This window comes from Dyella acidisoli, from assembly GCF_030160295.1.
GTDB classification, from domain to species: Bacteria; Pseudomonadota; Gammaproteobacteria; order Xanthomonadales; family Rhodanobacteraceae; genus Dyella_B; species Dyella_B acidisoli.
The window spans coordinates 165,161-176,983 of record NZ_BSOB01000017.1; the positions used below are offsets into that span (position 1 = coordinate 165,161).

The following is an 11,823-nucleotide window of genomic DNA, read 5'->3' on the forward strand; positions in this document are numbered from 1 at the left end:
TTTGAGATCGCGTGCGGTCATCGGAAGCGGCAGGCTGTGGACGAAAGAAAAGCGTCTGGCCATGGCCCCTCTACCCAATGGCGTCGAGTATTCTGTGATGACCGTCACGCTTGACGGCGATGGGGGCAAGCTTACGGGGCGACCGGTCGGTTCGAGAGGTCGTTGCCCGGAAATTGAGACAGAGGGTTAAGCGGAATATTGACGGTGGCAAAAGCTGCCGTTTTGCGTCAGTGCGGCCTGTTCGCAGAGTGACAGTCTGCTGGCAGATTGGGCCTCGGCCGGATCTGCAACGTTAGAACACTGGACTGGATAGACAGGGATACCTTGTGCAGACCATCAACGTAAATCGCGCTTATGGCGAAGCCGTGAGGCAGGCCATGGCTTCCGAAGACAGGCGGCTTGTCTATCCACCGACCCGCGGCGTGGCGTCGCCCATACCGTTGGTGCTTCGCCAGAACTTCAGCACGGCGGAAGAAACCAAGCATCTGCAAATGCTGGCGTGGAGCGATCGGCTCAGTCGTATCCTCGATGTGCCGGTGACGCGGGCACAGGTCGTGAGGGGATTTCGCGGAGAGATCGACACCTATGTCACCCGCAAGCTGGTCTATCTGGACAGTCGCACTGATCCGATGTTGCAAGCTCGCACGGCTGCACGCATATCGTGCGACACCATGCGCGACTACTGCTTTCATATTGTGATCAAGGGCATCGCCGAGACTGAGACAGGACACGCGCCGCGCCGCAAATCGACCCAGTTCACGCCGGGCATCCTGGCGCTGGACATGAATCAGACGATGCGGATGAAACGTCCTACACAGGCGCAGGTGCTGGCGTTCTTCCTGCCGCGCGCCACGGTGGAGGCGGTAATTCCCAACGCTGAATCGCTGCACGGCAGAGTGGTTACCTATACCTCACCACTGGCGTACCTGTTGCGCGAACACCTTTTTGCGCTGGGCCATGACCTTCCCGCCATGAGCGACGAGCAAGCCGAAAGTGCCCTGCATATCGCTGCCGACCTGATCCTGGCGGCTTTCAGCAAAGACGTGCGCACCAGTCATGGGGTCCGCGTTGCCGCACGCACAGCGATGCTCGGCCGAATCAAGCACTACATCGATCGCCATCTTCATTCCAGCGAACTGGCGCCGGAAAAAATCCTCAGCAACTTTCCCTTGGCGCGCGCCACGCTGTATCGCCTGTTCGAGGATGAGGGCGGCCTCAACCACTACATTCGCAATTGCCGCCTGCGCGCCGCTGCCGACGAACTGGTGCGTTCGCGGTCGATCGCCGTGGCGCAGATCGGCAGTCGCCTTGGTTTCAGCTGTGCATCGGATTTCACGCGTGCATTCCGCCGGGCGTACGGTGTTGCGCCGGGAGAATTTCGCGCGCTGGGCCTGGAGTGGCTGGACGATCGGGGCCTCGCTACGTCGGCCTAGTCGCGTAGTCCCGTTGGGTTAGCGCAGCGTAACCCAACAAAATCGCTCGTTCGCGTGATGAATCTGCGCCATGTCGAAAACGTTTGTTGGGTTACGCTGCGCTAACCCAACCTACAACGCGCGCCGAGGGGAGTGCTCAAGTTATGGCTGCACCAGCCGTTCGGTATCGCGGGAACCGCGCACAAGGCCGTCTGTAGAACAAAGACGCTACGCGCGTCGTTACCCATCGCGTTGCAAAATAACGTTCTTTAGAACCCTGGACTCCTCATGGAATTACCGGCCACCGGCCAGACTCCGCCCCTGATCCACGTGGCCATCGTGGAGGACGATCTGGGTTTCCGACGAGCCCTCACGGAGGCGATCGAGAGTGCGCAGGACATCCGGCTTGCCGGCATCGCCGGCACGCGCGCCGAAGGGCTGAAATTGCTGCAGAGTGCGCCGACCGATGTGCTGCTGGTGGATCTGGGATTGCCAGATGGCTCCGGCATTGATGTCATCAAAGCCGCCGTGCAGCAATGGACCAGCTGCAGCGTCATGGTTGCCACTAACTTCGGCGACGAGACCCACGTCATCCGTTCGATCGAGGCTGGCGCATCGGGTTATCTGTTGAAGGACAGTTCCCCCGCAAAAATCGTCGATGAAATTCGCAGCCTGGCCAGCGGCGGCAGCCCGATCAGCCCTATCATTGCGCGACAAGTGCTTGCACGGTTTCGGCAGATCGGGGTAGGGGGCGCAAGTCCACCGATCACGCCGGACGAAACGCCGCAACTTTTGTCCGCGCGCGAGAAAGAAGTGTTGGAACTCATCACCAAGGGTTTTACGGCCAATGAAATTGCCAAGCTGATGGAGCTGTCGACCTTTACGGTGCGCAGCTTCGTGCGGCGCATCTATACCAAACTCAAAGTCACCTCCAAGGCGGAAGCTATCTATGAAGCAAGAAGCCTGGGGCTGTTGAACGAATAGCGAGCGCTATCCAAGCACTGCATGAAATACCGTCCTACGTCCTTTCTTGCCAACGCGGTGTTGGTTTTTTCCCTGCTGCTGCTGGTTATCGTGGGCATTTTCTATTCGGGGGCCGTCAGCAAGCGGTCATCGACAACAAGCCTGCATTTAACGCAAGCGGATTGGCAGGTTCACGATGCGCAGGGTTTCAATGCGCCGCCGCCCGCGCTGGACAGCGCATCCTTACCGAACACTTGGCAGCATGCCGCGCTGCCCTTAGCCCCGCCCATCGCTTTGTTGCGCCAGGCCAGCACAAAAACAAACGCCACGCTCGTCCACACCACCTGGCTGAGGCTCTCCGTTCCTGGTTTACCCAGCTATTCCGGCCCCTTGGCGCTATACGGCGCACGTATCAAAACGGATGGCACCATCGCGGTGTATGTCAACGGCCGTCTGGTACATCGAGCGCAGGAACAAGGACCGCTGTGGAACGGTACGCGCACCCCATTGTGGGTTGTGCTGGACACGCATGCCGACAACGCGCCGGTGAGCGAGATCCTTATCCGCCTGGAGCACACGCAAGGCACGCGGGTGGCCGTCTCTTCGCTATGGTTGGGCCCTGTCGAGACGCTGAAGGTGCGCTACCACCTGCGCCAATGGCTGCAGCAGGAGTTGCCTGCGATCTTGAGCATGGCATTCCTCACCGTCGGTATTTTTGCGCTATTCGTGTGGCTCAGGCGTCGCCACGAAACAGGCTATCTGCTCTTTTTCAATCTGGCTGTCACTTCGTTCCTGCGCAGCCTGCACTTCTATATGGGCGTGCCGATTGCCAACGACTGGTTCGCCTGGCTGACCGTCAATTCGCTGTTGTGGCTGGTCGTGGTTGTGCACTTCTTCCTCTGTCAGTTGCACGGCCGCCAGGTCACGTGGTTCACGCGTGCGCTGGTCGGGGTTGCCGGCATGGTTGGCGTGCTGACCTTGCCGGTGCTGGCCGTGCTGCCGAACACGCCCAAGGTCACTCCGCTGATTTATCCGATTGCGGCGCTCATGGGTGCAGCTGTCGGATGGGTGGGAGGCGTCAACGCCTGGCGCCGCTCCAATGAAGGAGTGCTGGTGGCGATCGGTGTCAGCATATGTACCTTGCTGGGCGTGTCGGATTGGTTGCTGCAGAACAATTTCGTCAGCCCGGAAGGCTGGTATTTCGGCGCTTACACCAATGCCATCACGTTCGGCATCTTCGGCACCCTGATGTACCGGCGCTACGTCAATGCCATCGATGAGGTGGAGCAGCTCAACGCCAGTCTGGCGGAACGCTTGCGTTTGCGTGAAGCGGAGCTGGAAGAAAGCCATCAACGACTGCGCGAGATCGAGCAACGCCAGTTGCTGAGTGACGAACGCCAGCGCCTGATGCAGGACATGCATGATGGACTGGGTTCTACGCTGATCAGCGCCATCCGCTCGGTAGAGCAGGGGCGCATGCGCGATACCGAGGTATCGCAACTACTCAAAGACTGCATGGATGATCTGAAGTTGGCGATCGACTCCATGGAGCCCGTCGAAGCGGATCTCCTGCTGTTGCTGGCCACGCTGCGCTTCCGCCTGGAGCCGCGCATGGAGGGCGCCAATGTTGCATTGATATGGGACGTCAAGGAGTTGCCGGCATTGAACTGGCTGGACCCGTCGAGCGCTCTGAACATCTTGCGCATTGTCCAGGAAAGCGTGGCCAACATATTGCGTCACACGCGTGCCACCGTTATTCGAGTGGCCACCGCTGTTGAGGGTGCTGGCGTGCGAGTCATCATCGAAGACAACGGCCAGGGCTTCGATGTGGCAGCTGCCCTTTGGCGAAGCAGCGGACGTGGTCTGCAGAATCAGCAGCGTCGTGCGCAAGCCATTGATGGGCGAGTTGCGTGGGTGTCGGGAGAAAGCGGTACGCGATTTACGCTGTGGTTGCCGTTGCAACGTGAGAATTCAGTGTCGACATGAAGGCATCTATCGCTTTGTTACTTTTTTTGGTGTTTGATTGACGAGACGTAACAAGCACTACGGCGTGCGCATGATCAGAAGCGCTTTAGCACCTGAGCCTGCAGCTCCTTGTTCGAGGCACTAAGCGTGTTATAGATCGGCATCGTCCATGTGGCGCTTTGTGCCTTGCCGCATGTGCCGCACTCGTTCCAGATATAGAAGCTGGAGATCCGGTCCGCAGTGTCATACAAAGTGGATACTTGAACCGGCCCGCGACCGTCTACAGGCCTGAGTGTGAACTTCCATTCCCACATGGTGCGCGCATTGGATACGGAAACGACTGGACCGGATCCGATAAATACATAAGGCCCGGGAGGCAAGGTAACGACGTTTCCCCGCTCGATGGTGAGGATATAGTCTTTTCCGATCTCCCAAGCATAGGGTGCGCTACGCTCCGAATTCTCCGCGTTCTGCAGCAACTGAAGATCCGCAGTGGGATTTTCCTCGCGATAATCGGTACTTCCGCCTCCGCGACTCACCAGGCCGCCCCAGTTCATTTGATATTTTCCACCCACACGCTGAGGGCCTCCGTGTGCCCATGTCTTGTTTGGAAAATTGACCTGGATGGCGAAAAAATTGAGGCCATGGTCGGCGGCACTGGTCACGCGCACACGTGAAGATACCTTGATGATGTCGTGCGGTAGGTGCGGAAACGCGGCATGGGAGTGAGGATCGCCGGCCTCAGGCCCGATCACGAAAGTCGGCGACGATGCCTCTGAAGGCAACCGTTCCATCTGAGCACAATGTGCCATCCCCATGAGTCCAGCAAGGGTGCCAAGTGCCAGAAGAGACGTGAAAGAAACGCGGCTTTTCATGATTTTTCCTTGGTCGGTAGCCTTGCGACTTTTTTATAAAGCATGTTTCGCTTGAAAAACATCTTCGAAAAGCACTTGCATCGCCGATCTCAACGGTTCGCCAATCCTCGCTTCTCCACAGTGATGCCTGTGAAGGTGATCTAATTCCTTTAGATGCAACAGCGGGAGTTGATCTTAATTGAGCAATGAAGCCTGGGTGGTGCGCTCGATAGCGTTTTTATCTGCGGCGCCCAGTTCATGGAAATTGATGTTACCTAGCGTGTTCTTGAGGGTATCTATTTCACGCCAAGCTTATTTTCGATCGCATCCTCAATGCTTGCGAGGGCTAAACGTTTTAGAACAAAAAAAGCCTACCTTCGGCACGTTTATGAACGGTAGTCAAAATGAACTTCAACTCCGCTCAATAGACAACGCAATATTGTCATCACCATTTATCCATACGCGTTTCCACTCACGGCGCTCGCAATGAGTTGCCGAAATTCGCTGCTACAAGGAGAGATGGAACATGCGTAACAAAATGTGGTTGACTGCTGTATTTGCATTGGTGGCTGCCTCTGCTATCTATTCCGGACGAAGCGAAGCACAGGTCTATGTTGCCGCCCCGCCAAGTCTTGTTTATGTTGCTCCTGTCGGTATTGCTCCGGCACCGGCTTATGTGTGGCGTTATAACGCCGGATATGGCTGGGGTTGGTGGCACCCTCGCTGGGGTTGGTATCACGCTGCTTGGGTACCCGGGTACCGCGGGCCCTATGGTGGTTGGCATCCTGGCCATTGGCGGCGGTGGTAGTCGCTGCTGAATGCAGAAACTTTTGTCGGGAAAACCAACCTTGCGAGGTCCCAAAAATAGGGGTCTGCTATGTGTTGCGGGGGAATGGGCCGGTCAGCGTTTCATGGATGCTCACTGTCGCTTATGAAACGAAAGCGGGTACGAAAGGCTGGCCGGCTCAGAGCCACGTTCTTCCACGTAAGCAGCAATAGTTCGCAATGTTTATGCGGCGCATCTGGTTCGACTGTGTGAAATCACATTTGCCGTACTGCTCAAAATCGTGGTGTGCTGCTTCGCAAAAGAATCCGAGTGAAGTGCTATTTCATCAACGACCATCGCACCATGTTTCGCATCGCTACGACGTGTAGCGTGCTGAAGTGACACGCGGTGGCTTCTATCAATAGCTGCACGAGCCTATTTCATGGCCTTCCCTGGGATGTTCACTTCGAAACATTTTGCTTTTTTTAGTCTGTGCGCGGATGAACAGATTGCGCACTCATGTACTGACGATTCCGTCCAAAAACCGTCACCGTTTGCTTGCATCCTGTTATGTTTTGCCTAAGATCGCCTTCGTCTGGGGTTGGAAGCACGCGCCGCGATGATCAGAAATCGGGATAACGCCACGATCGCTCCTGCTCCGGAAGCGCCGGAAAGTGAGCCGCGTGCAGATAAACATAGCTTCGATACCTTTATTCGCAGCCAGTTTCACCATCTTGTTCAGTTTCTGCGTTCCCGTACGGCTTCCGAACAAGACGCCGAAGACGCGGCTCAGGAAAGCCTGACCAAGCTGCTTCGCTATCGCGATACGGAGCCTGCTTCGGCATGGAAGCAACTGCTTTACCGAATAGCGCTGAACACCGCCCACGATCAATACCGCAACGCAGTCATACGTCACAGCTTTGATCATGTGGCGATCGAGGAGCTAGATATCGTCGCGCCCGAGCATTCACCGGAACAGGGTGCAATATTCGATCAAGAGGTGATGCGCATCAGTATTGCCATTGAATCGCTACCCCCCAAGTGCCAGCGTGTGTACATACTCAAACGCGTCTATGGCTTGAGCCGCGTGGAGATCGCCGAACGTTGCGGCATTTCGGTGAAAATGGTCGAAAAGCACCTGGCTACCGCGCTTGCCCGGCTGAAAAGCATGGTAGGCAATTCTTCGACGGATACGTTGTAATGAACATGGGGACGAATACTTCATCAACCGATAACGCTAGCACTGCATCTCCTGGAGAGGCGGAGCGCTGGTTTGTGCTACTGCTCGAAGCGGACTGCACGAATGATGAGCGTGCCGCGTTCGAGCGTTGGCTCGCCGCCGATCCTTCGCATCTGGCTGAGTACCGCAGGCTGGAGCAGGCGTGGCGCGTCAGCTCGGAGGCCCTACGGGAGCCCAAATGGGTGGAAGCCGCCAATCGGGCATTGCTTCGCCCAAAGCCCAGGCCCTGGTTTCAGCGAGGTGGGTTCTGGGCAGGGGCAGCCGCATGCGCATGTGCCTTGCTGGTTGTGCTGGTCTGGACGCCAAGGTGGCTGACTCGCTCGACAGAGCCGGCTGGCACGACCTATGCCACGCACGCCGGCCAGTTACAAACCTTATCTCTAAGCGATGGATCATCGATCGTTCTGGATACGAACTCCGCCGTAGTGGTGCGCTATGACGAACAAGCGCGTCGCGTGGATCTGCTGCGCGGCCAAGCCCAATTCAAGGTACATGGCAACCATGCGTGGCCATTTGTCGTGCACGTCCAGAACGGAACAGTCACTGCCGTGGGCACGTGGTTTCAGGTGCGCATCGACGCGGATGCGACAAACGTAACGCTGATCGAAGGAAAGCTGGCCATCGCCACGGCAACCCCGGGAAATGCACCGCAGCAAGCTTCGCTGCAGAGCGGGGAAAGTCTCGCGTTTGATCTCGCGGGTCATATCTCCGCCGTCGAACCGGCCGATGTGCAAACTGCAGAAAGCTGGCCTGAAGGCAGGTTGGTCGTGCACGACTGGCGGCTGTCGGATCTGGTGACGGAGATCAATCGCTACAGCACAACGCAACTGGAGATCGGTGATCCGTCATTGCAGGATCTTCGTGTCAGCGGCACATTTCGCGACAACGACGTAGATGCAGTGCTTCTGTTGTTGCAGCGTGGCTGGCCGATTCAGGCCGAACACGTCAGCGATAGGCGTATTGTGCTGCTACGTCGTCGCTAACCCGCGGCAGTGCGACATTAAACAAAGGCTGATTCGACAGGTAGGCTATTTTTTGCCAAGAACGTTATATCCATAACGGGTCTTCGTAGGCCTGTATCAGTGGATATGGGCATGCAAGTAATAGGTTGCCGGCATTTTCATCGGCGCTACGGTCGTTGCCAAGCGCATTCGGACGCTCGCGTGATCACATTTATCGATGCAGCGGCGCCCCGTCGGAAAAGTGGGTGCCGGCATGGGCGTGGATAGTCCTGGCCATATCAGCGAATTTGCAACGCCTGATGGGCATGAGTTCTCGAATAAGCTGTGTTCGCACCAGAATGCTTAGGGAGTTTTCAGCATGTCGACTCGCGTCGATCGCACAAAGTACGGCAAGACGCTTTTGTTTTCGATCGCGTGGCAAATGGTTGCTACTGTGTCCATTCACGCGGGAGAAGCCTGGGTTCCTACCCATACACATGCCACCATCGTCAAAAGCGAACACGGCAATCTCGTCACCTTGGCCCTAGAGGGCCGTCCAACTATTGACGCATCGCGTGTCGCCCCGCTGGAAGAGAGTCAGCCATTGCACATCGCTGTAAGTCTGGAGCCACGTAACCAGGATCAATTCCGGTCCTTCATTCAAGGGATCAACGATCCGGGTAGTCCGAATTACCACCACTACCTCACGGCAGAGCAGCTCAAGGCTCAATACTCGCCAACAGAACAGCAAGTGAAAGTGCTAGTGGACTACCTGAAGGGCTGCGGATTTACGAATATTCAAGTTGCGCCGAACAACATGCTCGTAACAGCTGATGGTCATGCGTCAAACGTGAATGCTGCATTCCATGCTGAGATGAAGCGATTTGTCTTCGACAATGCTTCACACTTCGGCAATGCCGAAGACATCACAGTGCCTCCATCATTGGGTGGAATCGTAGACGCCGTCCTTGGTTTGCAAGATGTTAGTAAGCCGCACATCCTGTTGCAGGACAGCGCAGATGTACCCATGAATTAAGTCATTTAACTCATGTCGATGACATGGGTGACCTCACTTGGAGTCGTGCGGTTACCTGGCCAAAGCTCAGGCAGCCGCCATGGCGCGTCGATGCCGGTTGCGAATCTGCCAAAACTCATTCCCTCATAGCACCGATATTCATTACTGGCAGGCGCCATCTGGACTTCTTGCGGTCTGCTGCGCGGCGCAACGAGGATTCCAGCGATGAGCTATTCATCCCGTATCGAAAGCGTGGCAGATCACGCTGGTTTCGCCATTCAAAGCATGTGGTGACCAGTCGCATCGATGGCTGTTTCGATCAGTCGTTAGTGATGTAGTTTTTGGACGTCTACACGTCCATCGCTTCTTTATTGCATTTTCTCAGTGCTGGTCGTCATTCCGTGACGTCTGGCGGACCACTCTGTTCTTAACGATCTGGAAGATCTTTTTGCTGAGAACTCTTTCAGCCGAAACCATTTGCTGCGTCGCAGCTTCCGCGGAAATTCTCCAGCTCCGGAAAAGAGAAATGTAGGCTTTTTTTTCTAGATACCGTCTCAGTAAAAGGGCGGTGCCAATGAGTGGTCAGAGGTGAAGGGAATGGTGAGGGTGCACGGAGTATTCGGGAGCCGTCTAGAGCCGTGCAGTCGAGGGTCGCATTTCAGTGCGAAAAATCATGGGGGCATACGACGCTTCGTCGGCCCTGTCTATCCAAAGAAGCTTGGGGAATTCATCCATGTCAAATCGTTTCGGCTTTAAGGGAAGTCGTAAATTGCTGCCAGCGATGCTTTCAGCAGCCTTGTTGTCCATGGCAGCGCATGCCGACAACACCTCCGTGGTCTCTACGCGCACGCACGCAGGCATTCAAACCGACGTCAACCATGTTTCCAGGTTGGTCATGAATGGCTATCCGTCCATCGACGCGGCGCAGATTGCACCGCTGGAAAGTAGCAAGCCGCTGCACATCGCTGTGGGTTTGAGCTTGCGCAATACCGATCAGCTGCATAGCTTCATACAGTCGGTCAACCAGGTAGGTAGCCCGAACTATCGCCAGTTCCTGACCCCTGCCCAGTTCAAGGCGCAGTACGCCCCAACCGACGCGCAAGTCCAAGCCGTGGTGGCGCACCTGAAGGCGAATGGATTCACCAATATCACCGTCGCAGACAACAATCTGCAGGTGGTGGCGGACGGCACGGCCATGAACGTCAATGCGGCCTTCAATGCCAACATGAAGTCTTTCGTCTTCAAGGGCGAACAGCATTTCGCCAATGGCAATGATGTGACGGTCCCTCAGGCACTGAACGGTATCGTCGATGCCGTGCTCGGTCTGCAGAACTACGCCAAGCCGCACTTGATGATCGCACGTTCGACCAACAATGCTGGCAGCCTAGTAAAGACGCAGGCGACTGCCGGTAGCCAGGTTGCCCATAATCCGACCGATTTCGCGTCGATCTACGATGCCGGCACCACGCCCACCGGTTCCAAGACCACCGTGGGCATCATTACCTATGGTGACCTGACTCAGCCCATTGCAGACCTTGGCACATTTACCACTAATAACAACCTCACTGCGGTCAGTACGAAAGTGGTTCAGGCCGATGCCGGCGGCACTTACGCCGATGACCCGAACTCCGATGACGAGTGGGATCTGGACAGCCAGACCATCGTTGGGACGTCCGGTGGTGTGAAGCAACTCATTTTCTACACCGCCGCCAACGGAGACAGCAGCGATAGCGGTCTGACCATGGCCAATCTTGCATCGGCATTCAACAAGGCCGCCTCTGACGACGTGGCGACGGTCATCAACGCGTCGCTGGGTGAAGACGAAACGGCCGCCAAAAACGATGGCTGGGCGCCGGATAGTGACAACGCGTTTTCTCAGGCAGCTACACAGGGCCAAGTCTTCTCCATTGCTTCCGGCGATGCAGGTGTGTACCAGTGGTCGACCGATAGCTATGGAGAACCTGGCTATGTCGAGAATAGCAGTGGCCAGGTCGAGATCAATCTGAAGCAATACAGCGTGAGCTGGCCGGCTGCCGATCCGAACGTTGTCGCGGTGGGCGGCACGACGCTGAGCACCACCAATACCACCACGTGGGCGGGTGAAACCGTATGGAACCAAGGCCTGCAACTCGCCAGTCCCAGCAACGGTGACTACAATTATCGCCTCTGGGCAACTGGCGGTGGTGTGAGCGCGATCCAAGACGCACCGGCCTGGCAGACCACGGCACTCGGTTCGTCGGTGACCATGCGTCAGGTTCCTGACGTGGCGTTCGATGCGTCCCAGGCCACCGGCGCGAACATTATCATCAACGGTCAGAGCTCAGCTGTCGGCGGAACCAGTCTCGCCTCGCCGATCTTCGTCGGTATCTGGGCGCGTATCGAGTCGGCGAATAACAACACGTTGGGTTTGCCGACCCCGAACATGTACAAGTACTTCAAGACGGACACTGCGCCGCTGCATGACGTGACCGAAGGCAACAACGGCTACAACGCTGGCCAAGATGGCTCGACGACTTCCGGCACAAACGGCTATAACGCCGGCGCCGGTTACGACAACACCACCGGTTGGGGTAGCTTGGATATCAGCAAGCTCAACGCCTATGTCACCAAGTATTGGGGTGCCGCTCCGACTCCTACCCCGACCCCCACTCCTACGCCGACACCCAC

General features: G+C 56.7%; 8 protein-coding genes. 7 read left to right on the forward strand and 1 reads right to left on the reverse strand.

From position 1 onward, the window contains the following. Positions 1–326 precede the first annotated feature (326 nt). From QQJ86_RS10110 to QQJ86_RS10120, 3 genes are all read left to right on the forward strand, one after another. Entirely contained in the window at positions 327–1,433 is a 1,107-nt protein-coding gene (locus tag QQJ86_RS10110; protein ID WP_284320814.1) for a helix-turn-helix domain-containing protein, read from the forward strand. A gap of 267 nt (positions 1,434–1,700) precedes the next feature. Then, the gene (locus QQJ86_RS10115; protein ID WP_284320815.1) at positions 1,701–2,396 is read left to right on the forward strand and encodes a response regulator; all 696 of its coding nucleotides are present in this window, start codon (positions 1,701–1,703) and stop codon (positions 2,394–2,396) included. A 21-nt stretch (positions 2,397–2,417) separates the two neighbouring features. After that, positions 2,418–4,361, forward strand: coding sequence for a sensor histidine kinase (locus tag QQJ86_RS10120; protein ID WP_284320816.1), 1,944 nt, complete (start codon positions 2,418–2,420; stop codon positions 4,359–4,361). 74 nt (positions 4,362–4,435) lie between these two features. Here QQJ86_RS10120 and QQJ86_RS10125 read toward each other — a convergent pair whose 3' ends face one another. After that, positions 4,436–5,215, reverse strand: a complete 780-nt coding sequence (locus tag QQJ86_RS10125) for a hypothetical protein (RefSeq protein WP_284320817.1) — start codon at positions 5,213–5,215, stop codon at positions 4,436–4,438. A 1,346-nt stretch (positions 5,216–6,561) separates the two neighbouring features. Between QQJ86_RS10125 and QQJ86_RS10130 the strand changes: the two genes are divergently transcribed. The 4 genes from QQJ86_RS10130 to QQJ86_RS10145 all read left to right on the forward strand — a co-directional run. Beyond that, the gene (locus tag QQJ86_RS10130; RefSeq protein ID WP_284320818.1) at positions 6,562–7,161 is read left to right on the forward strand and encodes an RNA polymerase sigma factor; all 600 of its coding nucleotides are present in this window, start codon (positions 6,562–6,564) and stop codon (positions 7,159–7,161) included. Further along, positions 7,161–8,183, forward strand: a complete 1,023-nt coding sequence (locus QQJ86_RS10135) for a FecR family protein (RefSeq protein ID WP_284320819.1) — start codon at positions 7,161–7,163, stop codon at positions 8,181–8,183. The genes QQJ86_RS10130 and QQJ86_RS10135 overlap by 1 nt, the downstream gene beginning before the upstream one ends. Positions 8,184–8,520: 337 nt before the next feature. Beyond that, positions 8,521–9,177 carry a protease pro-enzyme activation domain-containing protein gene (locus QQJ86_RS10140; protein WP_284320820.1) on the forward strand — a complete coding sequence of 219 codons (657 nt, stop codon included), beginning with the start codon at positions 8,521–8,523 and terminating at the stop codon, positions 9,175–9,177. A 712-nt stretch (positions 9,178–9,889) separates the two neighbouring features. Continuing rightward, positions 9,890–11,823, forward strand: a 1,934-nt coding sequence (locus tag QQJ86_RS10145; RefSeq protein WP_284320821.1) for a S53 family peptidase, incomplete at its 3' end; no start/stop codon positions are given.

Excerpts from the sequence above, each read along its gene's own strand:
- QQJ86_RS10135 (WP_284320819.1), top strand. The coding sequence starts at position 7,161 with ATGAACATGGGGACGAATACTTCATCAACCGATAACGCTAGCACTGCA.
- QQJ86_RS10115 (WP_284320815.1), top strand. The coding sequence starts at position 1,701 with ATGGAATTACCGGCCACCGGCCAGACTCCGCCCCTGATCCACGTGGCC.
- QQJ86_RS10125 (WP_284320817.1), bottom strand. The coding sequence starts at position 5,215 with ATGAAAAGCCGCGTTTCTTTCACGTCTCTTCTGGCACTTGGCACCCTT.
- QQJ86_RS10140 (WP_284320820.1), top strand. The coding sequence starts at position 8,521 with ATGTCGACTCGCGTCGATCGCACAAAGTACGGCAAGACGCTTTTGTTT.
- QQJ86_RS10120 (WP_284320816.1), top strand. The coding sequence starts at position 2,418 with ATGAAATACCGTCCTACGTCCTTTCTTGCCAACGCGGTGTTGGTTTTT.